Consider the following 23,919-nt stretch of genomic DNA (forward strand, 5'->3'; position numbering starts at 1 on the left):
CGGAGATACCCCGATGAAAGTCCTGTTCATGTGTACCGCCAACAGCTGCCGCAGCATCTTGTCCGAAGCCATGTTCAACCACCTGGCGCCGGAAGGCTTCGAAGCGATCAGCTCCGGCAGTTTTCCCAAGGGCCAGGTGCTGCCACGTAGCTTGAGCACGTTGCAGGCGGCCGGGATCAGTACCGAAGGGTTGTACAGCAAGGGCAACGATGCCTTTGAAGGCAGCCCGCCGGATGTGGTGATTACGGTGTGCGACAAGGCCGCCGGCGAAGCCTGCCCGGTGTACTTCGGGCCGGCCGTGAAGGCGCACTGGGGGTTGGAAGACCCGTCGGACGTCCAGGGTGACGACGCCAGTGTGCAAGCGGCATTCGACGCCACACTGAAGACCATCGCCACGCGCTGCAGGGCGTTCTTCGTCCTGCCCTTCGGCGAACTCGGCCCTGCCGACCTCAAGGCGGAACTCGCGCGCATTGCGCAGTTGTAATCGGAGGCCCTATGACGACGCTGCCCAATCTGGACCTGTCCCTGATCGACTCAAAACCGGCCAGCCCGGACCAGCCGCCGCGCATCCTGCTGCTCTACGGTTCGACCCGCGAACGCTCGTTCAGCCGCCTGCTGGTGGAAGAAGCCGCACGGCTGTTGCAGCACTTTGGCGCGCATACCCGCATCTTCAACCCCAGCGGCCTGCCATTGCCGGATGACGCGCCCAGCGACCACCCCAAGGTGCAGGAACTGCTGGAACTGATGCAGTGGTCCGAAGGCCAGGTGTGGTGCTCGCCCGAACGGCATGGCTCGATGTCGGCGGTGTTCAAGGCGCAACTGGACTGGGTGCCCTTGACCCTGGGCGCGGTCCGCCCGACTCAGGGCAAGACCCTGGCGGTGATGCAAGTGTCCGGCGGCTCCCAGTCCTTCAACACCGTCAACCAGCTGCGGGTGCTGGGGCGCTGGATGCGCATGTTCACCATCCCCAACCAGTCCTCGGTACCCAAGGCCTTCATGGAGTTCGATGAACAGGACCGCATGAAGCCCTCGGCGCTTTATGATCGGGTCGTCGATGTAATGGAAGAACTGGTGCGCTTCACCCTGCTGCTGCGCGACCGCCCCGACCTGGTGGACCGTTACTCGGAACGCAAGGAAAGCGCCGATGAACTGTCGCGCCGGGTCAATCAACGGTCGATTTGACCACCCCTGCCAGCGTATGCTCGTGCCTGTCCCCGACTGAGTGAAATCGATGAGCGCCGTGCAACACGCCTGGCTGGGCAACTATGAAGTCAGCAGCACTACCTGCACCGGCCTGACTTTTGCCCGCCACAGCCATGATGAATGTGTGATCGGCGTGAACCTGGCAGGCGAGGAAAAGGTCTGGCTGGATCGTCGCGAGTTCCACGCAGGCCCAGGCTCCATCACCCTGTACAACCCCGGTCAGATTCAAGGCGGCGGTGCGGCCGATGGTGCACCCTGGCACTTTGTAAGCCTGTACGCCACGGCGGATCAATTGGCGGCGGACCTGGGGCTGGTGCATCTGGAATTTGACCGTGCCTTATGTGTTCAGCCCGAGCTTGCCCTGCGACTGGCCGCCGCAATCAAGGGCGCGCTAAACGGTGACACGCTGGTTCGCGACGTGAATGAAGATGCCTTGGTGCTCCTGTTGGCAGAGGTCGTGAACATCAGCGGCGTACGTCTGCCCGGCACCGCCAGCCCCGGCAAACCCCTGATCAGCCGCGCCCAGGCATTACTCGCCGAACACCTGCATCAACCCCTGACCCTGGACCACCTGGGCGGCGAACTGGGGTTGTCCAAATTCCACCTGCTGCGTGCCTTCCAGAAAGAAACCGGGCTGACGCCCAGGGAGTGGGCCATGCAGTTGCGTACCCGTCGCGCCAAAAGCCTGTTGCGCAATGGGGTTCCCGCCGGCGAGGCGGCCCACGACCTGGGCTTCGCCGACCAGAGTCACCTGAACCGGCATTTCCGGGCGGCCTACGGCATCACTCCTGGCCACTATCAAAGCACCGTGAAGCGCTGAACAGCGCAATCTGGTCCAAGACACCGCACCTGCACACCCTCACACTGCCCCACCTCACTTGAAGGAAATGCGGGCATGCTGACGATCTTTTTTTATGCACTGATATTCGGTTTTGTGTTTTGCCTCTCCCCCGGCGCCGTGCTCGCGGAGACCCTGCGCCGTGGCTTGCTGCATGGCTTTACACCTGCCCTGCTGGTGCAGTTCGGCTCACTGGTGGGCGATGCCGTGTGGGCAGTGATCGGCCTGACCGGGATCGCCCTGCTGATCCAGCATGACACGGTGCGTGTGCCGTTGACGGTGGTGTGTGCGTTGTACCTGGCCTGGCTGGGCGCACGCAGCCTGATCGATGCCTGGCACCTGCCACAACCGGACAGCGCGCCGGCCAGCACCCGGCAAAATGCCCTGGCGGTAGGCGCTGCAATTTCCCTGGCCAACCCGAAGAACATCGTCTACTGGGGCGCACTGGGCAGTGCGCTGTCGGGGATCGTCGGCACCACGCCCAGCCACGGGCAGACGCTGATGTTCTTTGCCGGGTTCATGCTCGCGTCGATCTTGTCATGCTTTCTGATTGCCGCTCTGGTGAACCTGTTGCGGCAGAACGCCTCGCCCACTTGGCAGCGCATCAGTTATGCCGCCTGTGGGCTGGTGCTGATCTACCTGGCGCTGCTGGCCTGGCAAGGCCTCTGATCAGGCCGGCCAGCGGCGGTGCAGGTCATCGATCACATAGGCATGCCCATGCACGCCGGCGTGATGGTGCAGCAGGTGCGGATGGCCGGCGGGCAGGTCGTGGTGTTCGTGCGCCACGGGATATAGACAAGCCCGTTCATCTCCACCTTCAAAAATAACTACTTCCCGCTCACAACGCTGAAGAAGTGCAAGTAACGATACAGCCGAAGCAGAACTGAAACAGCCCTTCTATCTGAACAGACTCTGAACTTGTAATGAATTAATACATTAAGCGTTGACATCCTGCATCGCCCTGAGTAGATTGCCCGTGCCTGCAACTGGGGCCTTTTTTAAACCTCACAAAAGAAGCCAATGGACACAGTATCTAGTCGCTGTCCGAGCACCGCCTTGGCGGGCATCGGGCGCCAAACCCAGAACATGACAGGACTCGCCTCCCCGGTCCGGTAAGCTGCGCTAGAGCTTGATGCTCCACCGTAACTGCCTCGCCGGTCGCTTGTCCGGTCCCGAGGTGTGTTATGACCTTGCTAACCCTTGCTTTGCCCGATGTACGCACACTAGCGGCAGCCCTGCGTGCCAAGCTGTGCCGTGAGCCTGTGGGTTTTTCGCCTACCCGCTCAACCTTTGCTGCACCCTCCCCCCAAGTGCGCCCGGCCTACCCGCTGGCGCATTGGCGTATCTGCCCTGACAGCGGCCAACTGGTCCAGCACTGGGATCACGCCGACCCTCAAGACCCACAGAGACCCAAGGTTTCCAGCCTGGCAAAGGCCAGCTTGATGCTCGGTCTGTATGTGAGCGCTCGCGCCGCCTGACTTGGCTGGAAACAGCAACTTCCTGATTATTGTTCTGGAGTTCTTTTATGAACACGTCCAGTAGTAGCCCGCTGCGCGCTAATTAATTAACGCGCTGTTAGCGGGCACTGTAGAAGTTATGTGAACACCTTATTTAAACCGATCGCGAAGTTAGCGACTCGGCATGCTTTCGCTCGCCTGTCATCAGGCCGGTAACGGGTATGTTTTGTCGAAAAATTGGCGACAGGAGCACACACCATGAGCGCCGTAAAAAACGCCCCATTGAACAAAAAGAGCAGCAGCCACACCGACACCAGACTGTCGATGCGCGCCGCCCGCGAAGCCCAGAACGGATTGTCGGCCACCTTGGCCAACGTCCGCGCCACCAAGGACGGCCTCACCGAGCTGGACGCCCAGGCGCGCCTGCAACGCGAAGGCTACAATGAAGTCGCCCATGACAAGCCGCCTCACGCCATCGTGCAGTTCCTGCAGGCACTGAACAACCCATTCATCTATGTGCTGCTGACCCTGGGCGGCATCAGCTTCTTCACTGACTGCTGGCTGCCGATGCAGGAAGGCGAAGACGCCGACCCGACCAAAGTCATCATCATCATGACCATGGTATTGCTCAGCAGCCTGCTGCGCTTCTGGCAGGAACATCGCTCGGCCAAATCCGCCGAAGCCCTCAAGGCCATGGTCCGCACCACGGCCACCGTGCTGCGCCGTGAGCAAGTGGGCTCGCAACCGACCCTGCGTGAAGTGCCGATGCGCGAGCTGGTGGCCGGCGATATCGTGCAGCTGTCGGCCGGCGACATGATCCCGGCCGATATCCGCCTGATCGAGTCCCGTGACCTGTTCATCAGCCAGGCGGTGCTGACCGGCGAAGCCTTGCCGGTGGAAAAGTACGACACCCTCGGCGAGGTCACACAGAAATCCGCCAGCGCCATGGCCGCCGACCAGGGCAACCTGCTGGACCTGCCCAACATCTGCTTCATGGGCACCAACGTGGTCAGCGGTCGGGCACAAGCTGTCGTCGTGGCCACCGGGGCACGCACCTACTTTGGCTCCCTGGCCAAGGCGATTGTCGGCTCGCGGGTGCAAACCGCGTTCGACCGCGGCGTGAACAGCGTCAGTTGGTTGCTGATCCGCTTCATGCTGGTGATGGTGCCGATCGTGTTCCTGCTCAATGGTTTCTCCAAGGGTGATTGGGGGGATGCGTTCCTGTTTGCCCTGGCAGTTGCCGTAGGCCTCACCCCGGAAATGCTGCCGATGATCGTCAGCGCCAACCTGGCCAAGGGCGCCACGGCCATGGCCAAGCGCAAAGTGGTGGTCAAGCGCCTCAACGCGATCCAGAACTTCGGTTCGATGGATGTGCTGTGCACCGACAAGACCGGCACCCTGACCCAGGACAAGATCATTCTCGAACACCACGTCAACGCCTTCGGCCAACGTGACGACGCCGTGCTGTCCCTGGCCTGGCTCAACAGCCATCACCAGAGCGGCATGAAAAACCTGATGGACCAGGCGGTGGTGGAGTTCTCGGAACGTAATCCGAAGTTCCAGGTGCCGTTTGCCTACAGCAAAGTCGATGAGTTGCCGTTCGACTTCGTCCGCCGTCGCCTGTCGATCGTGGTCAAGGATGCCGCCGACGATCAACTGCTGGTGTGCAAAGGCGCCGTGGAAGAGATGCTGAGCATTTCCACGCATGTGATGGAAGCCGGCGCTGCGGTGCCACTGGATGATCGTCGCCGCGAGGAGCTGCTGGCGATCGCCAACGACTACAACGAGGACGGTTTCCGCGTGCTGGTAGTGGCGACCCGTCACATCCCTAAATCCCTGGCGCGTCAGCAGTACACCACGGCCGATGAGCGCAACCTGGTGATCCAGGGCTTCCTGACCTTCCTTGATCCACCGAAGGAAACCGCCGGCCCTGCGATTGCCGCGCTGCAACAGATTGGCGTGGCGATCAAAGTGCTCACCGGCGATAACGCCGTGGTCACCAGCAAGATCTGCCGCCAGGTCGGCCTCGATCCAGGCCAGCCGTTGCTGGGCACCGAAATCGAAGCGATGGACGACGCGACGCTGCTGCGCCGCGTGGAAGAACGTACCGTGTTTGCCAAGCTGACACCGCTGCAGAAATCCCGGGTGCTCAAGGCGCTGCAAGCCAACGGCCACACCGTAGGCTTCCTCGGTGACGGGATCAACGATGCACCGGCGCTGCGTGATGCCGACGTGGGGATCTCGGTCGACACCGCCACCGATATTGCCAAGGAATCAGCCGATATCATCCTGCTGGAAAAGAGCCTGATGGTGCTGGAAGAAGGTGTGCTCAAGGGCCGCGAAACCTTCGGCAATATCATGAAGTACCTGAACATGACCGCCAGCTCCAACTTCGGCAACGTGTTCTCGGTGCTGGTCGCCAGTGCATTCATTCCGTTCCTGCCGATGCTGTCGATCCACCTGCTGCTGCAGAACCTGATGTACGACATCTCCCAGCTGGCGCTGCCGTGGGACAAGATGGACAAGGAATACCTGGCCAAGCCGCGCAAGTGGGATGCGAAAAACATCGGCCGCTTCATGATCTGGATCGGGCCGACTTCGTCGATCTTCGACATCACCACCTTTGCGCTGATGTGGTACGTGTTCGCCGCCAACAGCGTCGAGATGCAGACCCTGTTCCAGTCCGGCTGGTTCATCGAGGGCCTGCTCTCGCAAACCCTGGTGGTGCACATGTTGCGCACCCGCAAGATCCCTTTCTTCCAGAGCACCGCCGCGTGGCCGGTGTTGATGATGACCTGCGTGGTGATCGTACTGGGGATCTACGTGCCGTTCTCGCCGCTGGGCACCCTGGTGGGCCTGCAACCGTTGCCGATGGCCTACTTCCCATGGCTGGTGGGCACCCTGCTCAGCTACTGCTGCGTGGCCCAACTGATGAAGACGATCTACATCCGCCGCTTCAAGCAGTGGTACTGATCTTCCCCGCCGTTTAAACGGTGGCGGTCGCCCGGCCGCCACCGTGCACTACAAGGAAACACCCTATGCGCGTCTTGATCTGTGCAGGTCGTCATTACGCCGACACCAAAATGTCCCGCCAGGTGCTGGACGCTTACCACCGCCTGCGTCCGGTGCAGGTATTGATCCACGGCGGCAACCAATTCCTCGGCAGTGACGTCGAGGAATGGGCGCGGGAGCTGGGCATCGACGTGGTGCGCTACCCGCCCAACTGGCAACGCCACGGCAAACAGGCGGAACGCCAGCGCAACCATTTCATGCTGACCGACAGCCGCCCCGATGTGGTCATCGCCCTGCCCGGCGGGGACGACACCAGCGAGCTGGTGTGCCAGGCCAAGGCCAGCGGCATTTCGGTACTGACCGTAGAAAGCTGAATTCATGTGAGGTGCATCATGCACAAAAAACACACCCCAGCCCGCCAGGACGGGTTTGCCAAATACCGTGCGCGTCACTACCGCGGCGCACGCCACACGTTACTGCTGCTGCCACCGGCCAAACGCCGCGCATTGCAGCGCAATTTGATCTTTATCGGCCTGACACTGGGCATCCTGTTGACGATTGCCTTGCTGTCAAAAGCCAACGCAGCCGGCGGTTCCTATGTGGTCGACGATGGCGCGATCAACGCGCCGGGCGAATGCAACGTCGACGCCTGGTACACCGCTGACCGCCACGACGGCAGTACGCATACAGAAACGCTGTCACCGGTCTGTACCTTCGCCGAGCTGCCGTCGGTGCAATGGGGTGCTGCCCTGTCGCGTGCAACCAGCACAGACAAGGGCGAAACCCAGGTGAACCCGCAGCTCAAGGCCCAGGTATGGTGGCGGGAGGATCTGGGCCTGGAGCTGGCCCTGTCCACCGGCGTGCATTTGGCCCTGGGTCGTCAACACGGGTTTGATGGCGCAGACTTCAATATCCCGTTGACCTGGCAACCGCTGACGCCCCTGCGGCTGAACCTGAATGCCGGCTGGTCCCATGCCTACAACGATGGTGACCAGCAACACCGCCTGACCTGGGGCACCGGTTTCGAGTATCAGGTGGCACCGTTGTTGACGCTGATCGCCGAGCGCTACGGCCAGGAAGGCGGTGACCAGGCCTGGCAGGCCGGGCCCCGGCTGCATTTGGGCGAATTCGTCGACGTGGACCTGGTGGTCGGTCGCAGCCTGATCGGGGATCGGGCGCAATGGCTGACCACCGGCGCCACACTGCGCTTCTAGGCCTTGGCCTGTTGTTCCAGGTGCAGTTGCAATTGCGGGTCGATTTGCAACTGCCCTGCCAGGTCGTCCAGGTAATTGCGTTCGGCGTCCTGCTGATCGTCCACCAGCATCACACTGGCCAGGTACACCTCGGCTGCCACCGCCGGGTCGCTGGCAAACTCGGCGAAATCCGCCGCATCCAGCGGCTTGGCCACCTCAGCGTCGAGCCATTGTTGCAGTTGCGGGTCGTCGGTATGCCGGCCCAGTTCATTGGAAATCAACTGCTGCTCTTGCTCATCGATGCGCCCGTCTGCCTTGGCCGCCGCGATCAAGGCACGCAGTACCGCGTGGCTGTGGGCTTCGGCGGCGGGACCGTCGAGCTGGTCCACCGTCTGGAAGGCTTGCTGTGGCGCGTTGGCCTGCTGGCGTTGCCAGGCCTGATAGGCCTGGAATGCGGCCATGCCCAGGGACGCGAGCGCCGCGTAATTCATTCCCCCGGAACGCCCTTGGGCAGGACGAGCGCCCGTGGTACCGCCCAGCATGCCGCCAAGGCCGCCCAATAGATCACCCAGGCCGCCACCGGTGGAAGCGTTGCCGGTGCTGGAGCCTTTCAGTAAACCGCCCAGCAGCCCGCCGAGGCCGCCAGTGGAAGCACTGCCACCTTGCCCGGCGCGCAAGAGTTGTTCCAGTAAGTCGCTGGTGTTCATGGTGCTACCCTCCCAGGGCACAGTGTTGGCGTCTGACAACCATAGCCCGGCCTTGCCGGAACACCATGACCGCCGGGCGGGCACGGCTTATCATCCCGTCACCGCGTCTTCGAGAGAACACCCACGTGAACCGGATTGAACACATCGCATTGATGGCGAACTACAACCAGTGGATGAACCGCAAGCTCTACGACGCGGCCAGTACGCTGTCGGACGCCGAGTTATTGATGGATCGCCAGGCGTTTTTCGGCTCGATCCTCGGCACGCTCAACCATGTGGCGCTGGGCGACACTGTGTGGCTCAAGCGGTTTGCCGGGCATCCAGCCGGCTACACGGCGCTGGCGCCGCTGGAGGCGATTGTCGCACCGGTCGACCTGAGGCAGTTGGCATTTGCCGATATCCGCGAACTGGCCACCCACCGCGCCTGGCTGGACCAGCTGATCATCGACTGGGCCCACACCGTGCGCGAACCCGACCTGAATCAGCGCCTGCACTACAGCAACATGCGCGGGGTGACAGCCGACAAACCCTTCTTCAGCCTGCTGGTGCATTTCTTCAACCACCAGACCCATCACCGGGGCCAGGCCACCACGCTGCTGTCCCAGGCGGGGCTGGATGTGGGCACTACGGATTTACTGGCGCTGATCGACTGAGTTCGGCAGCAAGCATCGATCTACCTGGCCATCGGCCTGGTGCGGGCACGATACCCGGGCAGCGTGGCAGCATACGCCAGTGCCTGCTCACGGGAATTGAAGGACGCCAACCGGTCCTGGGGCGTGCACACCCGCCAGGGTCCATAGTTTACCCGTACCACGTCGTACCCATTGATGTGCAGCTTGTTCAGCATTGGAGTGCTCATAATCACCTCGTCTACCTGAGATGTTGCCAGCGTTGCAGGCTTTACCTTACACCCCGAATACCGCAATGGACGACCGCATGTCGTGTCGGCTTTTGATGCCAGGGTCAACAGCGCGGGCCGACGACATCCTCCGGAGCGCTGCCGAAAACCTTTCTAGATCACTGATCTGGCAAGCTTTTTCGCCCATCAACGAATGCAATAAAGCCCCTCTGCGACCTTGCATCCAAGCGTCTGGATCTATATATTCCCAACCCTGCTACACCGCGCTACCGCCCGAATGGCGAAACTGGTAGACGCATGGGACTTAAAATCCCCCGCTCGTAAGGGCGTCCCGGTTCGATTCCGGGTTCGGGCACCATCTCTTGCTCCATGGGCAGCCAGTAACGTCCATGAAGCCTTTTAAAACCCGCCCCAGCAGGCTGTGTAAAAACCTAGCAATCTGCCGCCCGGTTTAAGAAAAATGCCCGTATCGCAAGATACGGGCATTTTTCTTATGCGCTATATCCAAGGTGAAGACCGTACTCAAGGCACTCAGTTTCCAGTCTCACTGGACGAACTCATTCCCGAAGACCATCTGGTTCGGGTGATCGAAGCCTATATTTCTCTGCTGGACCTTGAGCAACTTGGGTTCGACAAAGCCGTTCCAAAAGCAACCGGACGCCCGTCGTACCATCCCGGCGACCTGCTTAAACTCTACCTCTACGGCTATTTCCAACAGGTCTTGAGACTTTGGTGCCTCGCTTGGGCAGGACTTGAAATGGTGGCTGGATGCCGGTATTGGTGGGGATCAAATTCACATATAGAGATCAAACATGTCGCAGCTATTTACGGAGCTATCCAACTACAACCTTCGCTCAAAATCCGCTGAAGACAAGCGTAGCCTGGCCGTAATTGCCGCTCTCGCTCTCATTCAAGCCAAGGTTTCAAATACCCCTGCTGACTGTAATATCGTCGCAGACGAGATGAATAAGCTCAGCGAATATGCTGACCAGATTCAAGAGGCCCTGAAGGTGAACTGAGCCAGCTGTGCCGCACTCACCTGCGGCACTTTTTCCCGATCAACGATCCGCCCATATTTGTGATTTAGTCGCGTGATGAATGGGTTGGACTAGCGAGATTCGCATTACCTGATGAAGAAAGTAGCCCCGACACAACAGCTCAATCACCTTGAAAAAAAACCTCGAATGCTCCTGAGAGCTATCGCTACTTTCGGAGCAGGCCTGATAGCCGCTGTACCGCTTTTTCATCTTGTCGGTTACGGCGCCGAAAAATTAGTTGGCATTGGAAAGATTCAATCGACCGTCGAGGTGCAAGCCAAGCTAATCGCTGAGCTACAGGTTGAGAAGAAAACCCTTTCGGAGAAATCCGATCAACTGCAGGCCAAAGCGCATGACCTAGAGCTTAAGTTGAACAGGTCCGACTCAGACCTAAATGCCGCGAACCAGCAGTTGACTCAGCTAACGAATCTGCTTGGGGAGTACAAGAATCTCAACTCTCAATTGGGCAACCGCGTAAAAGCGAATGACCCGTGCTTGGCAATACAGCGTGTAATTGCTGACATTGAAGAAAAACTGGCGGTCAATCCGCCATGGACACATGCTTTGCAGGGCGAGCGCCGGGAAGAGGCCATGATTCAACTTGAAAAGCATCAGCAATCGCTCAGATCTTGCCTTTCCCCCAGCGTAAAACCCTAACCTGATGGCTGTTAAGTCTCGGCCTGAACAACTGCGACTTGCCAGTTATTCGGTCACCACTTGGTGTGTCTGTGCGTGGGCATGGCCGTGCAGATCTGCGACGATCAAGCCCTGGGGCAGCCCGGAAGCCTTGGCAGCCTCGATCGCCTTGGCAATGGCGCTATCCAGATCAGTCAGGGCCTTGTTGATTTCCGGGCTCATCGGAAGCGCGTGGCGCAGGCGGATGACGTTGCTCATGCATGACCCTCTGCAATGAAACTCTGCACCAATCGGAAACCTCACCATAACTCCGACTCATACCGGAGTGACGGTCAAGCACGTGAGCTACCCCACCCTGATTGAATCCATTACAGTAATGGCGACTCGAACAACTGCAATCACGGAAGAAACGCCTTTGAAACTTCGTCTTTCAGTCCTGCTTTTCAGCATAGCTCTGTGTGCTGAGGTACAGGCTGCGCCATCCCCCGAAACCGAAGCTGTCTTTGAACACGCAATGCTGTTAGCTGATGACATACAGCAACGAGCTGATCAGCTGGTTGAAAACGAACAGCAGGGTAAAACTGACAAGCTCACACTGAGCCAATCAATACAGGAGGCAACGAAAGGACTTGAGACCTATGAGGATGAACTGCGTAAAGCTAGCGCCGGGGGGCACGGTGTAGCTACTTTCATGTTGGCGAATATGCAAGAGAGTCGCGCGGCAACCTTTTTAAATGGCCATAAGGCTATGCATGTAGAAGCCTGCGCGCTTTACCAGAGCGCTGCGGATCAAGGCCTGGTTGCCGGAGCGATAATGCTGTTGCGCGACTGTGACGAGGCGTTCCTGCGATTCAAGTTCGATGACCCCGAATTTCTTCGCAAGTATAGCCAGCTAGCCAATGCCCTAGAGCGACCAGATCTGTACTCTGACCACTATCCATTGCCGGCGATACGCTCGTACTGCTTCAAAGATTCACTGAAAACGGAAGCCAACCGTCAACTACCCTTGACCACTATGAGGGACTTCTTCGAACCTGTTTCTCTGAGCCTGGAAAAGTTTCGCGCCGACGGGTATTACCTGTTGGCTCTTAAGGGCGATTTTGCGAACCCGAAAGTCCAGGGCTATTTCAAGCAGTCGCAGACGATAGCACCTGACTGCCTAGACCCTTCCAATCTCAAGTCACTTTTCGAAAATATAGAGAGAAAAAGCCACTGACTTCAGCCATCGTTCAACACGATTTGGCGCATTCGAAAACGTGGCGCGAATTACTTGTCCCTGCGCTCTATTCCACCTGGCGGGTTGTCACAGTTCAAGCAGTGCTCGCAGTTCAGCGTCCGGCACAGCCAGACCGTCACCCGCTGCCAGTACGTGACCATGAAGATGTGGCGGGCACCGGCCAGGGCCAGGGCGACGTGCAGCGTCAGGCCAGCACTGGTCGGACCGAAGAAGATGTTCTGGCTGCGCGCCATTACGACGAAGCCGCTGATGGCGATCGTCGAGTAGATCAGCTTCCCGAGGATGCCGTCCCTCACCTTCCCGCTCAGTACGCACCAGGCAGCCCACAGCGCGATAAGGCCGCAGGCGATGGAGTTGATCAGTTCAAGATTCATGGTGGATTGCCTCCCCCGAACCGCTGGCGAATGACCGCCCAGAGGTCAGCGGCTTTGATGGCTCGGTTGATTGCTGCCAGGAGAGAACCGCCGAACGTGCCCAGGAGAAAGCCAATCCCGGCGACGATCTTTGGCTCGGTGACATTCAGGTAGGCGCTGACCATGCTCGTCAGATACAGCGAGCAGGCCACACCCGTAACCAAGAACACCATTCAGGCGCGCCAGTCGGACAAGTCGTCTTTGTGCCACCAGCTCGCAACAACGGCCCCAATCAGGCCCGCAATCAAGAATTCGAACCTGTCGATCTTGTCGAGCAGGCGCTGGAGATACTCCATGCGCTCGACTCCGTCTGGCACGTTGGTGGTGAGACATTGTTCGAGCACAAACTGTGGAATGAGTCAGTCGTGGCCCAGGTGAAAGCTGGCGATCTGGCTCCGCACTACTATTGGCAGCTTGAGCAGCAACTGCTGGTGAGCGGCGCTGAGCGGGTCATCTTTGTTTGCCCGGACGGAACGCCGGAGAACTTCGTGCACATGGAGTACCGGCCGGTGGCCGGGCGCGCAGCCCAGTTGATCGAGGGCTGGAAACAGTTCGAGGCAGACCTGGCCAACTTCGAGCTGGCCGACGCGCCTTCAATCGTCGTCGGCAAGGCACCTGACGAGCTGCCAGCCCTGCGCATCGAGCTGACCGGCATGGTTACCGCCAGCAACCTGAAGGTGTTTGAAGATTCGGCGCTGGCCGTCATCGACTCGGTGAAAACCACGCTCTCCACCGACCAAGACTTCGCCGACGCCAAGAAGGCGGTCAAATGGTGCGGAGATGTTGAAGAGGCCGTGTCGGTCGCCAAGAAACAGGCCCTGTCGCAGACCCAAAGCATCGACGAGCTGTTTTCGTCGCTGGATCGCATCAGTGCCCATGCTCGCGAGACTCGCCTGAAAGTCGACAAGCTGGTGAAGGCCCAGGAACTGCTGGTAACGACCACCATCAAGCAAAAGGCAGAGCTAGCGCTTGCGGAACACATCGCCGGGATCAACAGGACCTTGGGCCAGGTGGCGCTGCCTAATGTGCACGTCGACTTCGCCGGCGCCATGAAGAACAAGCGCACCATCGCCAGCCTTCAGGACGCAGTTGATACCGAACTGGCCCGGGCAAAGATCGACGCGAGTCAGGCGGCGGATAGCATTCGCTTGAACCTGACCAGTCTGGCGGAGCTCGCTGTTGATCACGCCTTCCTGTTTAGCGATGTGCAGCAGCTGGTAACCAAAGCCAACGATGACCTGGTGACGCTGATCAAATTCCGCATCTCCGAACACCAGAAGGCGGAGCAGGAAAAGGCCGACGCGAAGCGCATCGCCGAAGAGCAGGAAGCCCGGCGACTGGCAGCCATCAAGCCAGAGCCAGTCGCGGAGAAAGTGGCGGCGCCCGAGCCAGTCCGCGCCGCGCCTGTTCAGGCAGCGGCACCCGTCGCCCAGGCTACAAAGCCAGTAACGAGCCACGTGGTCGATCAGGTAGCGCTGCAGGCCAGCGTGACGGACTTCGAGGCACTGGTGAAGGCCGTAGCATATGGTCAGGCGCCGATTACGCTGCTTCTGGTCAACTGGGATGTGCTCGACGCAATGGTCGCAGCGCAGGGGTCAACCTTCAGCATGGCCGGGGTGACACTCGGCAAGGCGGCAGCATGATCAGCAACCACCATAACGAAGTAGAGCGCCTGCGCCCTGCACATGAAGAACTTGCCGCCCAGGTCGCTGAGTTTGTGGCGGCTGGCGGCAAGATCGAAGTGGCCGAGCCGATCGGCTACAAGCCCAAACCCATCACCTACAGCAACCAGATGCCGCCGGCGCCGAAGCCATTCGTTCGGCGGCGTGTTGAGGCGGCTCCCCTGCCCCTCGACAAAACCGACATCCGATCACAGGACCGGCTCAAGATGGCTGAGCAGATACGCCAGTTGGGCCTAACCCTCACCCAGACCGAGGTGGCGGCCGAACTTGGTATAAGTCGACGGCTTATCTACAACTACGCCGCCCGGTACGACATCACGTTCAAAGCCCCAACCCGGGGAGGCGCGCGGAACCTGGTGCGCAAGGAAGTTGACGAAGCGCGCGACGCCAAGCTCGCCGAACGCATCCGTGCCTTCGTTGAGTTGGGCATCACTCGGCGCCAGTGCTGCGGGAAGCTGGCGATTGGCAACAAGGCCTTTGAGCGGATCATAGCCGCCCACGGCATCGACTATCCCAAAGCGCGGCGTGGCAGCACCTCATACGCCGCATAACCCGCACCCAGCAACGCAGCTTTGGAGGATCACAACGACAAATCATCTCTTAAAACGCTTCACCCGAAACGACAACCAACCAAACTTGAAAGGAATCAACATGAAAAAGATCATCATGGCACTCGCATGCCTAGCATCCGTCGCCGCAAATGCAGAGACATATTCAACATATCCGGAATCCCCTGGCACAGCTGTCGGTTTCGTAACGTCTGTTGTGGAGTACAACCCCGGCAGCGGCGGATATGGCGACGGGGCGATTCAAAGTAACGCCCTTGGTGCTCCCAACGGAAACTATCTGTCCCTCGGCAAGCTGGGAAATGCTGTCTTCAAAGTCGGCCCGAATCCACTCAAAGCTGATGGAACTCCAGCGATCGATATTTACGTCTATGAGGCGGGTTGGTGGGACTCATTCGACGTCTACATTTCAGCCAACGGTGTTTCCTACACAAAGCTCGTACCGACTACTACTGCAAAAGCATCGGGCGGTTCCGGCTCATGGGTGGGCTTTAACATTGACGGTCAAGTCGACACCGCGCTCTCCTACCCTTATGTGAAGGTGGTCGATACCAGCAGCAACCCCAGCACCATTCCCGGTACAGACGGCGCCGATATCGACGGCATTATGATTACGCACGCAGCCGCTCCGACAGGAGACTATGTGATGTATGACACTGATATGTATCAAGGTAAAACCTACAACCTGTACCAGGACAAAGACTCCGGGGCTGTGGGAGTGAAGGTAATTACTGCGACCGGCGCAGTTTCATATGTGCCGTTCTCAAGCGACAACTCTCTCCTCCCGATCGCGGTATCCGTGCAATCGGACGTCAATGGCGACTCGATCAACGACATAGATGTTTTGGTGACTCGTAAATCCGATAACGCGCAGCTCAACATTTACCGAGACTTCAGCGGCGCGCTCATCAAAACGATAGACAACTCCGCCATCAAGTAGCACTGCGCAGCGTCGTCCGGACCCAGATATTGGGCGAGGACGACAACCGAATCAGCTGCAACCCATCAATACCGAACCCAATAAGAGGTATGCCATGGCCAAGACTGTTCAGGAAAGATCGGCCAAGGCTGCGCAGAAGCGCCTGGCGGTCGCCGAGAAGGAATTGCGACCAAGGTCAGGCCAGGCATCGAGCAGGCCATGGAGCGTATCCGGCTGCGCGGTCAGGTGCCAATCATCAGCGAGGTCTTGCAGATCGCCATCATGAAAATGGACTTGATGGGCGACGACGAGTTGATCGAATTTTTGAGTTATCCGCGCCACGAATCATTTTTAGCGAAAAGGTGGCGCGAGACTTTCACAATCAAAGCTTGGGCGAATTAAGGCGCGATCCAGGCGATGAAGTGGTGCCTCCCGAGTCAGTTTGAATGACGATTAGGAAACCCATCAGAGATCAAACGCTGCCCCATGAGAACGGCGCAAGCAGGGTGAAAGAAAATACCTTTCAGCGTGTTTGAGTCTGAGTGTCCGTCGTAACGTACAACGCCTTTGTCGATTCGGCCGCCGCACTCAAAACAAAGATTTATGTCCGTGAAATAGGCGACAAGTTGGTCTGCCTCTTTCGTGCTCTTGAAATAGCTCATGCGATCTCCTTGATCCGGCTCCATGCCGGTCACCCGTAATACCCCAACCTAAACCAAATTGCCACCAGGCGCGGCAGCCTGACAATCACTTGGGCGAGACGTGCTGATCCACGCGCTCCCCGGTGCTTGTGTCGACAATGATTATGTCCCACCAAGTGTTTGCAGGAGGGTTGGTGAGCTTGTACGTGCGACCAGCAACAAAATCAACATCCCGAATCTTCCGCTCCAAAGAAGGAGTGGTGCCGATCCACTTCCTCAGTTCCAGTCGATGTCTGCCGGGAGCTAGTCGATATTCCGTTTGGGTGCCGAGCGCGAAATTGGTTTTCTGACCATCAATTGTGGCAATGAACAGTGACTTGTCGGTTAGGCCGATACGCGCAACGTCAGAATCCGGTAATCCTTCAGCTGCTTTTTCGGTGTAAGAGATACAGCCACTGGTGACAGAGATCACCAGAGCTAATCCTAATACTCGCAACACTTGCCCTTTCCACATGCCAATCTCCAGTTCCTTATGGATGAGCGCAGCATTCAACCCCAACCCAAACCAAATTGCCACCATGCCGTAACAGCCTTCTGAGATCAGTAGCTCATTTGAATACCCTGAGAAGAAATCGCTCGATTCGGTCATTTAAGGAGGGTTTTGGCGCTAGCAGCGACTGAAGCTTGTTAACCGCCTCAGTGATTTCTGCCTGGTAACCATGAACAGGACTTATGGTGAGCTCCGGCTTCTCGATCACCTCGAAAACCTGATTGAACTCATTGAGTACACCTTCGACGGCATGGCGAACGGAAGAAATATGACCGCAAACTTCTGCGTCTGCACCTGAATCAGCTTCAAAGGACCGAAGGGGAAAAAGCGCCTGGTTCAGGCTAGACATGACTACGGATTGCAAGCTTTTCGTCTGTAAGCCCTTACTCCAAGTATCCAAAGCTTGAATCACTCTGACTCTACAATTTTCGGCGATCAAGATGGCGCGGGCAGTAGCATTCTTTCGAGCTTGTCGCTCAACCTGCAATCGGTATCGGGACTCCCTTCCGGATAGCCAGATCGCAACCAAGATTGCTGCAATAGCGCCAAACGCCTGAACCCATGACGCCAGTCCTGGATGACTCTCGATCCAACGAAAAACGACTTCCCAGCTCATAACCCACTCCCCTGTAGATCCGGAACTATACCGGCGAGGATCCCTTATGAACACGTATCGACACACGTTCGCCGCGGTCTGCCCGTCCGACGGCGAAACCATTGTTTATCGACTTGAGTTGAAATCCTTGTCGATGATCCATGTCGAGCATATCCGGGCAGCCACCGCGCTGATTAAAAAAGGCTGGCATGAACAAATCGCCGATCGGCTGTCGGGATCTTTGGGCGGCGATCAAACCATAATCGCTACGCACCAGGGCGTCGAGATCGAAACAGTGAGGCTAAGCGGATGATCCATTACCACGGCACGCCTGTCGGCGGTAAGCGAGAGGATGCAGCAAAGTTCCTGGCAGGTCGGCATGCGCTGGTGCCGTTCCCACGCAAGGATGATCTCGGGATTGTCGCCGATGTGTGCAAGTCGTTCGTATTCGATAACGGTGCCTTCACGGTGTGGAAGAAAGGCGGCCAGGTGGATGTGGACGGTTACACACGCTGGGTAGAAGACTGGCACCGTCACCCTGGGTTCACTTGGGCGCTCATTCCGGATGTCATCGATGGCGACGAAGAGGCCAACGACGACCTTGTTCGGCAGTGGCCAGAGGAACTCCACGGCGTGCCTGTCTGGCATTTGCACGAATCGCTTGAGCGGTTACAGCGGCTGGCGAGGTGCTGGCGAATAGTTGCGCTGGGCAGTTCAGGGCAATGGGTTTCACCGGGCACTGGAGCATGGTGGAAGCGTATGGGCGCAGCTATGGACGCTGTCTGCGATGACCAGGGCCGACCGATGTGCAGGCTGCACGGCCTACGCATGCTCAACCCTGAAATATTTCAGCATCTACCCTTCGCATCAGCTGACAGCACCAACGCAACGGTGAATGGCGGCAGCATTAGCCGCTTCGGAATGTACGCCCCGCCCACTGCTGGCCAGCGCGCCAACGTCATAGCCGACCGGATCGAGGCGCACAACAGTGCACCAATCTGGCAGCGGGAAACACAGGTAGAAATGGCGCTTTGAGGACGCTCCGGCATCTTCTGGGGGACTGAACTCAAACTAACAGCCAACTGCCTTGTTCGCGGGTCAGCGATTTAATATATTTTCAAAACCTCAAGAGATCTATTGAATATCCTTCAAGAGTCTCTTCTCTAGTTCATTCAACATCGGGCTTATTAACTTTTCAATAAAAACCTTTGAAGACTCAATACTATCAATTCCATTAGCTGCAAATTTTGCCCAAGCTTTAATAGAGTCCTCAGACACCTCAATAGCTTGTTCATCGTATCCAACGCGAGACATCAGATAAAGATAATTATGTATACAACTTGCACACTTTGATTCAAATTGATAAAGCTTCTGGAACCCTTCTACGAACACCCCGCCAAAAATGGCGGCGCACTCAATGGCTATAGGCTCGAGGTCCGCCCTTGCTTGTTCAGCCTTATCAATATGAGGCTGATAAATTGACCTTGAATATGAGTCTTCGCCCATAGAGGCAATCCAATTTTCATCATTGGTGTGCATTGCTGCTGAACTAGCATAACCCCACAACAGCACCAGTGCAGTTTTGTATTTATAGATAGCTGTTGCAGCGTCACGTGCCAATTTATGGTCCGCAGCCCCTCTTAACTGACGCTTCCACGTAGACAAACCAACAAGACCAATATAGAACGCCAAGCCAACACCAAACACACTCGCAATAGTGCCAGCTATCGAAAAAACATCTTTAGTTAATTGCCAATCAACGTCTGATATCGCCATACAGAAAGACATCCTTTTACCAACCCTATTCCTGAATTCAGCTCCAATATACCGGCGAGGATCCCCCATGTCCGAAAAACAGAAGAAACACCCCTCCGATTTCAAAACCCAATACGGACTCGGCTTCAACCCTCAGGACGATGAGATTGTTGTCGACTTCTTCTGCGGCGGCGGCGGCGCCGGGACTGGCTTGGAAATGGGCCTGGGCCGCACCGTGAACGTGGCGAAGAACCACAGCCCTCAGGCGATCAGCATGCACACCGTGAATCACCCTGGCGCGAAGCACTTCACCACTGACGTGTTTGAGGGTGATCCTGACACCGAATGCGGGGGCAAGGCCGTGGGCTGGTTCCACATGTCACCGGACTGCACGCACCACTCCCAGGCTGCCGGCGGCCAGCCGCGCAAGCGCGAGATCCGCAACCTTTCGTGGATCGGCCTCAAGTGGGGAGGTAAGAAGCGGCCCCGGGTGATCAGCCTGGAGAACGTGAAACAGATTCTGCAGTGGGGCCGGTTGATCGCCAAGCGCGATAAGGCCACCGGCCGGGTGGTGACCCTGGACCAAGTGCCGCACCCGACCAAGAAAGGAAAGACCACCAACCGTGTCGCCGGGCCAGGCGAACAGGTGCCGGTGTCGAACCAGTTCCTGGTGCCTGACCCGAAACAACGTGGCCGTACCTGGCGCCGCTTCGTGGCTCTGCTGGAAGGCATGGGCTATGTCGTTGAATGGAAGGTGATCAAGGCCTGCGACTTCGGCGCACCGACCAGCCGTGAACGCCTGTTCATGATCGCCCGGTGCGATGGGCAGCCAATCGTGTGGCCGGAGCCAACCCACGCCAAGAACCCCGCCAAGGGCCAGCAGAAATGGAAAACGGCCGCTGACTGCATCGACTTCACTGACCTGGGCAAAAGCATCTTCGGTCGCAAGAAAGACCTGGCCCCGGCCACGCTGCGCCGCGTTGCCAAGGGCATGAAGAAGTTCGTCATCGACTGCGCGGCCCCGTTCATCGTGCCTATCGCAAATTGGTCAGGTGAGACGGTGCAGTCGGTCGGCGAGCCGCTGCGCACAGTCACCTCCTACCCCAAGGGCGGCGCGTTTTCGGTGGTCAGCCCTGTCATTGCACCAGCAACGCACCAGGGCAGCGACCGCATCAACGACCCGCTCGACCCGTTGCCGACGGTGACCTGCGCGAATCGCGGCGAGCTGAAGCTTATCAGCCCGTTGATGGTTGGGGCCGGCGGCCCGGAGTACTCAGGCAAGCCGGTGGGCATGGACCAGCCGATGGGCACGCTGATGACACAGAACCACCGCGCGATCGCTGCGGCACACCTGGTGAAGTTTCGATTCAACGACGCGGGCAAGGCGCTGGATGAGCCGCTGCCGACCATCACCAGCGGCGGCAACTATCAGCGCCCGGCCGGTGCCGCCCACGCCATGGGCATTTCAACGGTGTTCATGGCTCAAATGAACGGCGGCTTCAACACCACGGCCGCCAAGAGCATCGAAGACCCGATGACCACGGTGACCAACACCGGCAGTCAGCAGCAGCTGGTGGCGGCGAACCTGGTGCACCTTCGCGGCAACTGCGATGCGCGTGACGTAAACGGCCCGCTGCACACCATCAGCGCCGGCGGCCAGCACCACGGGTTGGCCAGCGCATTCATGGAGCGGGCATTCGGCGGCAGTGTTGGCCAGGGCCTGGAAGACCCGGCTCCGACCATCACCGCCGGTGGCGGCGGCAAGAGTTCATTGGTGTCGCTCACCCTCTCGCCAGCGCATGAAGCGGGCGCCCTGCGCGTTGCCGCGTTCCTGATCAGCTACTACGGCACAGAGAACATCAGCGCTTGCGACTCACCGGCGCCCACCATCACCACTAAGGACCGCCTGGCCATGGTCACCGTGATGGTCAAGGGCACACCCTACGTGATCGTCGACATCTGCCTGCGGATGCTGAAACCGGCTGAGCTGTACAAGGCCCAGGGCTTCCCGAGCGATTACATCATCAGCCACGGCGCCGACGGCAAGCCGTTCACCAAGACTCAGCAGGTGCACATGTGCGGCAACAGCGTCAGCCCGCCGCCAATGGCAGCCCTTGCCAGGGCAAACGATCCATGGCGTACGGAACAACGCCAAGCGCGTGCAGCTTGACGATCAGCTCGAACCAGGCGGAATACCGTCCTTGTTGAAGTCCTTCAGGCGCTCCCGCTCTTCCTCGGTGGAATGTGCCGGGGTTTCTTGCTCGGGCTCTTTCTTCTTTTCTTCATTCATCGCTATGTCCTCTGGGTGTTAGCTGTTTCGGCACCTGGTGGAATCAGCAGTTCAAATCAATCACCTCCACAGCCCGGGCATGGCCCGGCAAGGACTCGTTCGGGCGGCGTGATCAAGCAGTCGCAGTTTGGCCACCCATGAGATGCGAAACTATTCTGCCGCATGTACGAAAATAGTCATCAAATCAACGTAACTAATAGTTTGAGAAGGGTCGCTGAGTGTTCAGATAATTCAGCGCAAAAACGAGTGAAATCATCCCTAATAAAATCGGGAGCACGACCTCAAGAATTACAACTCGGAGACCTTGCCAAGAAATAAGATTCTTGTGCCAAGCTTCATACCGCTGCAATGAAACCTCTATTCGTGGGCTCAACAAAATCTCTCTATTCGTTTTAAGGTCATTAGTGAGATTAATTAGATTTGCGTTAACCTGCCCCATCAGATGGGATGTTCCAGCTATCTCAGGTGAGCTGCTTCTTTCGCCCATGTTTTCTATACGGCGCTTGATTTCTTCAAGGTCTGTGTTGACCTTATCCGCGAGCTCTTCAACTACGATCAAACGGCGCGTGTAGGTTTTCCACCAATTTAATAGGCTTGTTTGCTTGGGGTCATCTGGATAATCTACATATTGACTACCTGCTCTGGCGCCGGTTTGAAATGCCAATTTTGCACCAGTAACACGAACCCGATATTCAAGTAACAACTCACCAACGTAACTTATAAAATGAATCAAAGAATATATCAGAACTAAAATGCCGCCAATTACGATTTTGTCTGCGGTCACCCCCTTAAATGCTACCCCGAATATCGTAAATGTGTCGCTTGGCTCGATCTTAGCAAGAACCAGACAAAGCAAGGCGATAGACGCAGCCATCAGGCTTTTTCTAACCCTGACGGCTGGTTCAGAAATATCAAACCCAGCAGGTTTTCCTAAGACCTCAGTCACCGATGCAATGTCTTTATCCCGTTGTTCCACAATTAACTCCTAGAATGCGCATCGATTTTTTACATCATGCCATGCGCACGCGCGTTCAGCAGGCAGTTGAGCTGGTCGCTTGCCCTCCTTTCTTCATAGATTGCCACATGACTGTGGAAGGACTCCCCATGCCTACAGAAAACAAACTCACCCTGAAGCAACAGCGAGCCGAGCAGGTCAATCAGGTGATCCGGATCATCGGCACCCATGGCCGGCGCTTCTTCTTCAACCAGGTCGCTGATCGCTACGCCAGCATGGAAGTGGATCAGCGCGGCAAGGTCTGGTTCATCGACGACTACAGCGCGCGCCGGATCTTCACGCACAAAACAACCTGGGGTGGCCGGTGGCGAGGCTTCAGCCATGGCGGCACGCTTCGATCGCTCGTTGAAGGGTTCCGGGACTACATCCGCACCGGGGAGCCAATGCACCCTGGTTACCTCGGGTCTGAGCGGTTCGATGACAGCAACATTTGGGGTTACGACGCGGAAAGCATGAAGGCAGTGCGCGAGCAGGCCGGCGCCATTCCAGTGTTTCGCCAGCCAGTCGCGGAGGCAGCATGAAGCGCATCTACCTGAGCGGCCCCATGACCAACATGCTGGACCTGAACTTCCCGCTGTTCAATTCCACCGCCGCCAGCCTTCGCGCCGCAGGGCACAGCGTCATCAACCCGGCCGAACTCAATCCAGACCCAGGGACGTGGAACGACTGCATGCGCCGCGACATTGCCGCCCTGATGAACTGCGACACCGTGGCCACCCCCCCTGGCTGGGAGCATTCAAAGGGTGCCCGCCTGGAAGTCCTGATCGCCGAACGCCTCGGTATGGCGGTTGTGAAAGCCCATGATCTGGTAACGAGGGAGGCTGTGACTCCACTCGAGCAGAAGCATTAAGTCTGTTCGATCTCGGGGAAGCGGCTCACCCACTCAGCCATTAACGGGGCCAATGCTTCGTTGAGGGCAACGCTTTCTGATCTAACTCTTGCACATAACTCGAGTATTTCAACGCGCTGAGCATCTGTACAAGGGCCAGGCCATCCACCCTCGTCGACCAATCTGTGAATCACCCGATGGCGATCTTCGAGGAGTTGGCTTATGCGCTCTTCAAGCCGCTCTATGTGGACGTTTCCTGAGATCTGTTTCAAGAGTGACATTGTCGCCTGCCTAAAGGCTTTTGCCGCTTCAACGGATTTGATCCCATCAAATGAATGAACGTCATCCTGCATTACGGCAAATCGGACCGTTACAACAAAAACCTTCTCAAATACCTGAGAGGCAATCGTGGCAAGGCCAACAGCTTGATAGAGAGCTGCGTCCGATAAGTCTTCCATATGCCCCTCACTAAATAAATGGCCTAA

At 57.9% G+C, this 23,919-nt stretch carries 29 protein-coding genes, 1 tRNA gene and 3 pseudogenes; 22 read left to right on the plus strand and 11 right to left on the minus strand.

Going from position 1 to position 23,919, the window contains the following annotated elements:
- The first annotated feature begins 13 nt into the window (after positions 1–13).
- From BM110_RS09950 to BM110_RS09985, 8 genes are all read left to right on the plus strand, one after another.
- Complete coding sequence (locus BM110_RS09950) at positions 14–484, plus strand: arsenate reductase ArsC (protein WP_093513268.1); 471 nt, start codon at positions 14–16, stop codon at positions 482–484.
- Positions 485–495: 11 nt separating this feature from the next.
- Positions 496–1,182: an arsenical resistance protein ArsH gene (gene arsH / locus BM110_RS09955; protein WP_093121041.1), complete on the plus strand. Its 687-nt coding sequence runs from the start codon at positions 496–498 to the stop codon at positions 1,180–1,182.
- A 49-nt stretch (positions 1,183–1,231) separates the two neighbouring features.
- Positions 1,232–2,023, plus strand: a complete 792-nt coding sequence (locus BM110_RS09960; protein WP_093121042.1) for an AraC family transcriptional regulator — start codon at positions 1,232–1,234, stop codon at positions 2,021–2,023.
- Positions 2,024–2,098: 75 nt separating this feature from the next.
- Positions 2,099–2,710, plus strand: coding sequence for a LysE family transporter (locus BM110_RS09965; protein WP_093121043.1), 612 nt, complete (start codon positions 2,099–2,101; stop codon positions 2,708–2,710).
- Positions 2,711–3,225: 515 nt separating this feature from the next.
- Positions 3,226–3,519: a hypothetical protein gene (locus BM110_RS09970; RefSeq protein ID WP_071488216.1), complete on the plus strand. Its 294-nt coding sequence runs from the start codon at positions 3,226–3,228 to the stop codon at positions 3,517–3,519.
- A 237-nt stretch (positions 3,520–3,756) separates the two neighbouring features.
- Complete coding sequence (gene mgtA / locus BM110_RS09975; RefSeq protein WP_092243754.1) at positions 3,757–6,471, plus strand: magnesium-translocating P-type ATPase; 2,715 nt, start codon at positions 3,757–3,759, stop codon at positions 6,469–6,471.
- Positions 6,472–6,536: 65 nt separating this feature from the next.
- Positions 6,537–6,884: a DUF2493 domain-containing protein gene (locus tag BM110_RS09980; protein WP_025999705.1), complete on the plus strand. Its 348-nt coding sequence runs from the start codon at positions 6,537–6,539 to the stop codon at positions 6,882–6,884.
- Positions 6,885–6,902: 18 nt separating this feature from the next.
- On the plus strand, positions 6,903–7,724 hold the full coding sequence (locus tag BM110_RS09985; RefSeq protein ID WP_093513269.1) for a hypothetical protein: 822 nt from the start codon (positions 6,903–6,905) through the stop codon (positions 7,722–7,724).
- Here BM110_RS09985 and BM110_RS09990 read toward each other — a convergent pair.
- Positions 7,721–8,410: a tellurite resistance TerB family protein gene (locus BM110_RS09990; protein ID WP_093121045.1), complete on the minus strand. Its 690-nt coding sequence runs from the start codon at positions 8,408–8,410 to the stop codon at positions 7,721–7,723. The genes BM110_RS09985 and BM110_RS09990 overlap by 4 nt on opposite strands.
- Positions 8,411–8,535: 125 nt before the next feature.
- Between BM110_RS09990 and BM110_RS09995 the strand changes: the two genes are divergently transcribed.
- A complete protein-coding gene (locus BM110_RS09995) occupies positions 8,536–9,063 on the plus strand; it encodes a DinB family protein (protein WP_092243763.1) in 528 nt (175 codons plus the stop codon).
- A gap of 20 nt (positions 9,064–9,083) precedes the next feature.
- On the opposite strand, the gene BM110_RS10000 is transcribed toward BM110_RS09995, so the two are convergent.
- Positions 9,084–9,269, minus strand: a complete 186-nt coding sequence (locus BM110_RS10000) for a DUF2188 domain-containing protein (protein WP_093513270.1) — start codon at positions 9,267–9,269, stop codon at positions 9,084–9,086.
- 271 nt (positions 9,270–9,540) lie between these two features.
- Here BM110_RS10000 and BM110_RS10005 point away from each other — a divergent pair.
- The 3 genes and pseudogenes from BM110_RS10005 to BM110_RS10015 all read left to right on the plus strand — a co-directional run bounded on the left by BM110_RS10005 (position 9,541) and on the right by BM110_RS10015 (position 10,963).
- A tRNA-Leu gene (locus BM110_RS10005) sits at positions 9,541–9,627 on the plus strand.
- A gap of 135 nt (positions 9,628–9,762) precedes the next feature.
- Positions 9,763–9,990: pseudogene (locus BM110_RS10010) on the plus strand (transposase); the annotation flags it as partial.
- Between the two features lie 409 nt (positions 9,991–10,399).
- Positions 10,400–10,963: a hypothetical protein gene (locus BM110_RS10015; RefSeq protein ID WP_139217581.1), complete on the plus strand. Its 564-nt coding sequence runs from the start codon at positions 10,400–10,402 to the stop codon at positions 10,961–10,963.
- A 45-nt stretch (positions 10,964–11,008) separates the two neighbouring features.
- Here BM110_RS10015 and BM110_RS10020 read toward each other — a convergent pair whose 3' ends face one another.
- A complete protein-coding gene (locus BM110_RS10020) occupies positions 11,009–11,200 on the minus strand; it encodes a hypothetical protein (protein WP_093513272.1) in 192 nt (63 codons plus the stop codon).
- 82 nt (positions 11,201–11,282) lie between these two features.
- Here BM110_RS10020 and BM110_RS10025 point away from each other — a divergent pair, with 82 nt between their 5' ends.
- Positions 11,283–12,158: a hypothetical protein gene (locus BM110_RS10025; protein ID WP_139212858.1), complete on the plus strand. Its 876-nt coding sequence runs from the start codon at positions 11,283–11,285 to the stop codon at positions 12,156–12,158.
- Between the two features lie 50 nt (positions 12,159–12,208).
- On the opposite strand, the gene BM110_RS10030 is transcribed toward BM110_RS10025, so the two are convergent.
- Positions 12,209–12,553: a hypothetical protein gene (locus BM110_RS10030; RefSeq protein ID WP_093121048.1), complete on the minus strand. Its 345-nt coding sequence runs from the start codon at positions 12,551–12,553 to the stop codon at positions 12,209–12,211.
- Positions 12,550–12,888: pseudogene (locus BM110_RS10035) on the minus strand (MFS transporter). Before BM110_RS10035 ends, BM110_RS10030 begins: the two are co-directional and overlap by 4 nt.
- On the opposite strand from BM110_RS10035, the gene BM110_RS10040 reads away from it, so the two are divergent.
- The 4 genes and pseudogenes from BM110_RS10040 (at position 12,796) to BM110_RS10055 (ending at position 16,205) form a co-directional block, all read left to right on the plus strand.
- Positions 12,796–14,235, plus strand: coding sequence for a Heme peroxidase (locus tag BM110_RS10040; protein ID WP_256575383.1), 1,440 nt, complete (start codon positions 12,796–12,798; stop codon positions 14,233–14,235). The pseudogene BM110_RS10035 and the gene BM110_RS10040 overlap by 93 nt on opposite strands.
- Positions 14,232–14,825: a hypothetical protein gene (locus BM110_RS10045; protein ID WP_093513273.1), complete on the plus strand. Its 594-nt coding sequence runs from the start codon at positions 14,232–14,234 to the stop codon at positions 14,823–14,825. The genes BM110_RS10040 and BM110_RS10045 overlap by 4 nt, the downstream gene beginning before the upstream one ends.
- Before the next feature lie 100 nt (positions 14,826–14,925).
- Positions 14,926–15,780: a hypothetical protein gene (locus BM110_RS10050; RefSeq protein WP_093513274.1), complete on the plus strand. Its 855-nt coding sequence runs from the start codon at positions 14,926–14,928 to the stop codon at positions 15,778–15,780.
- A gap of 94 nt (positions 15,781–15,874) precedes the next feature.
- A pseudogene (locus BM110_RS10055) lies at positions 15,875–16,205 on the plus strand (hypothetical protein).
- On the opposite strand, the gene BM110_RS10060 reads toward BM110_RS10055, so the two are convergent.
- The 3 genes from BM110_RS10060 to BM110_RS10070 form a co-directional block, all read right to left on the minus strand.
- Entirely contained in the window at positions 16,197–16,421 is a 225-nt protein-coding gene (locus BM110_RS10060) for a hypothetical protein (protein ID WP_093513275.1), read from the minus strand. The pseudogene BM110_RS10055 and the gene BM110_RS10060 sit on opposite strands and share 9 nt — an antisense overlap.
- An 85-nt stretch (positions 16,422–16,506) precedes the next feature.
- Positions 16,507–17,049: a hypothetical protein gene (locus BM110_RS10065; protein ID WP_139220324.1), complete on the minus strand. Its 543-nt coding sequence runs from the start codon at positions 17,047–17,049 to the stop codon at positions 16,507–16,509.
- On the minus strand, positions 17,009–17,566 hold the full coding sequence (locus tag BM110_RS10070) for a hypothetical protein (protein ID WP_093513277.1): 558 nt from the start codon (positions 17,564–17,566) through the stop codon (positions 17,009–17,011). Before BM110_RS10070 ends, BM110_RS10065 begins: the two co-directional genes overlap by 41 nt.
- A gap of 46 nt (positions 17,567–17,612) precedes the next feature.
- Between BM110_RS10070 and BM110_RS10075 the strand changes: the two genes are divergently transcribed.
- The gene (locus BM110_RS10075) at positions 17,613–17,858 is read left to right on the plus strand and encodes a hypothetical protein (RefSeq protein ID WP_093513278.1); all 246 of its coding nucleotides are present in this window, start codon (positions 17,613–17,615) and stop codon (positions 17,856–17,858) included.
- Complete coding sequence (locus BM110_RS10080) at positions 17,855–18,580, plus strand: hypothetical protein (RefSeq protein ID WP_093513279.1); 726 nt, start codon at positions 17,855–17,857, stop codon at positions 18,578–18,580. Before BM110_RS10075 ends, BM110_RS10080 begins: the two co-directional genes overlap by 4 nt.
- A 99-nt stretch (positions 18,581–18,679) precedes the next feature.
- Here the strand turns inward: BM110_RS10080 and BM110_RS10085 are convergent, their stop codons facing one another.
- Complete coding sequence (locus BM110_RS10085) at positions 18,680–19,321, minus strand: hypothetical protein (RefSeq protein WP_093513280.1); 642 nt, start codon at positions 19,319–19,321, stop codon at positions 18,680–18,682.
- Between the two features lie 67 nt (positions 19,322–19,388).
- On the opposite strand from BM110_RS10085, the gene BM110_RS10090 reads away from it, so the two are divergent.
- Positions 19,389–21,470: a DNA cytosine methyltransferase gene (locus BM110_RS10090; protein ID WP_093513281.1), complete on the plus strand. Its 2,082-nt coding sequence runs from the start codon at positions 19,389–19,391 to the stop codon at positions 21,468–21,470.
- A 313-nt stretch (positions 21,471–21,783) separates the two neighbouring features.
- Here the strand turns inward: BM110_RS10090 and BM110_RS10100 are convergent, their stop codons facing one another.
- On the minus strand, positions 21,784–22,566 hold the full coding sequence (locus BM110_RS10100; RefSeq protein WP_093513283.1) for a hypothetical protein: 783 nt from the start codon (positions 22,564–22,566) through the stop codon (positions 21,784–21,786).
- 128 nt (positions 22,567–22,694) lie between these two features.
- Between BM110_RS10100 and BM110_RS10105 the strand changes: the two genes are divergently transcribed.
- Together BM110_RS10105 and BM110_RS10110 are read left to right on the plus strand one after the other, a co-directional pair.
- Positions 22,695–23,126, plus strand: a complete 432-nt coding sequence (locus BM110_RS10105; RefSeq protein WP_093513284.1) for a hypothetical protein — start codon at positions 22,695–22,697, stop codon at positions 23,124–23,126.
- Positions 23,123–23,455, plus strand: coding sequence for a DUF4406 domain-containing protein (locus tag BM110_RS10110; RefSeq protein ID WP_093513285.1), 333 nt, complete (start codon positions 23,123–23,125; stop codon positions 23,453–23,455). Before BM110_RS10105 ends, BM110_RS10110 begins: the two co-directional genes overlap by 4 nt.
- On the opposite strand, the gene BM110_RS10115 is transcribed toward BM110_RS10110, so the two are convergent.
- Positions 23,452–23,892 carry a hypothetical protein gene (locus BM110_RS10115; RefSeq protein ID WP_093513286.1) on the minus strand — a complete coding sequence of 147 codons (441 nt, stop codon included), beginning with the start codon at positions 23,890–23,892 and terminating at the stop codon, positions 23,452–23,454. The two genes, BM110_RS10110 and BM110_RS10115, sit on opposite strands and share 4 nt — an antisense overlap.
- Positions 23,893–23,919 lie beyond the last annotated feature (27 nt).

The sequence above is a fragment of the Pseudomonas sp. NFPP28 genome, assembly GCF_900115535.1.
Lineage (GTDB): Bacteria > Pseudomonadota > Gammaproteobacteria > Pseudomonadales > Pseudomonadaceae > Aquipseudomonas > Aquipseudomonas extremorientalis.

Coding starts and splice junctions, on each gene's coding strand:
- BM110_RS09990 (WP_093121045.1), bottom strand. CDS start 8,410: ATGAACACCAGCGACTTACTGGAACAACTCTTGCGCGCCGGGCAAGGT.
- BM110_RS10060 (WP_093513275.1), bottom strand. CDS start 16,421: ATGAGCTATTTCAAGAGCACGAAAGAGGCAGACCAACTTGTCGCCTAT.
- BM110_RS09950 (WP_093513268.1), top strand. CDS start 14: ATGAAAGTCCTGTTCATGTGTACCGCCAACAGCTGCCGCAGCATCTTG.
- BM110_RS09960 (WP_093121042.1), top strand. CDS start 1,232: ATGAGCGCCGTGCAACACGCCTGGCTGGGCAACTATGAAGTCAGCAGC.
- BM110_RS10000 (WP_093513270.1), bottom strand. CDS start 9,269: ATGAGCACTCCAATGCTGAACAAGCTGCACATCAATGGGTACGACGTG.
- BM110_RS10030 (WP_093121048.1), bottom strand. CDS start 12,553: ATGAATCTTGAACTGATCAACTCCATCGCCTGCGGCCTTATCGCGCTG.
- BM110_RS10090 (WP_093513281.1), top strand. CDS start 19,389: ATGTCCGAAAAACAGAAGAAACACCCCTCCGATTTCAAAACCCAATAC.
- BM110_RS10085 (WP_093513280.1), bottom strand. CDS start 19,321: ATGGCGATATCAGACGTTGATTGGCAATTAACTAAAGATGTTTTTTCG.
- BM110_RS10015 (WP_139217581.1), top strand. CDS start 10,400: ATGAAGAAAGTAGCCCCGACACAACAGCTCAATCACCTTGAAAAAAAA.
- BM110_RS10105 (WP_093513284.1), top strand. CDS start 22,695: ATGCCTACAGAAAACAAACTCACCCTGAAGCAACAGCGAGCCGAGCAG.
- BM110_RS09965 (WP_093121043.1), top strand. CDS start 2,099: ATGCTGACGATCTTTTTTTATGCACTGATATTCGGTTTTGTGTTTTGC.
- arsH (WP_093121041.1), top strand. CDS start 496: ATGACGACGCTGCCCAATCTGGACCTGTCCCTGATCGACTCAAAACCG.
- BM110_RS09980 (WP_025999705.1), top strand. CDS start 6,537: ATGCGCGTCTTGATCTGTGCAGGTCGTCATTACGCCGACACCAAAATG.
- BM110_RS10050 (WP_093513274.1), top strand. CDS start 14,926: ATGAAAAAGATCATCATGGCACTCGCATGCCTAGCATCCGTCGCCGCA.
- BM110_RS10020 (WP_093513272.1), bottom strand. CDS start 11,200: ATGAGCAACGTCATCCGCCTGCGCCACGCGCTTCCGATGAGCCCGGAA.
- mgtA (WP_092243754.1), top strand. CDS start 3,757: ATGAGCGCCGTAAAAAACGCCCCATTGAACAAAAAGAGCAGCAGCCAC.
- BM110_RS10075 (WP_093513278.1), top strand. CDS start 17,613: ATGAACACGTATCGACACACGTTCGCCGCGGTCTGCCCGTCCGACGGC.
- BM110_RS10080 (WP_093513279.1), top strand. CDS start 17,855: ATGATCCATTACCACGGCACGCCTGTCGGCGGTAAGCGAGAGGATGCA.
- BM110_RS10045 (WP_093513273.1), top strand. CDS start 14,232: ATGATCAGCAACCACCATAACGAAGTAGAGCGCCTGCGCCCTGCACAT.
- BM110_RS09985 (WP_093513269.1), top strand. CDS start 6,903: ATGCACAAAAAACACACCCCAGCCCGCCAGGACGGGTTTGCCAAATAC.
- BM110_RS09970 (WP_071488216.1), top strand. CDS start 3,226: ATGACCTTGCTAACCCTTGCTTTGCCCGATGTACGCACACTAGCGGCA.
- BM110_RS10110 (WP_093513285.1), top strand. CDS start 23,123: ATGAAGCGCATCTACCTGAGCGGCCCCATGACCAACATGCTGGACCTG.
- BM110_RS10115 (WP_093513286.1), bottom strand. CDS start 23,892: ATGGAAGACTTATCGGACGCAGCTCTCTATCAAGCTGTTGGCCTTGCC.
- BM110_RS10065 (WP_139220324.1), bottom strand. CDS start 17,049: ATGACCGAATCGAGCGATTTCTTCTCAGGGTATTCAAATGAGCTACTG.
- BM110_RS10070 (WP_093513277.1), bottom strand. CDS start 17,566: ATGAGCTGGGAAGTCGTTTTTCGTTGGATCGAGAGTCATCCAGGACTG.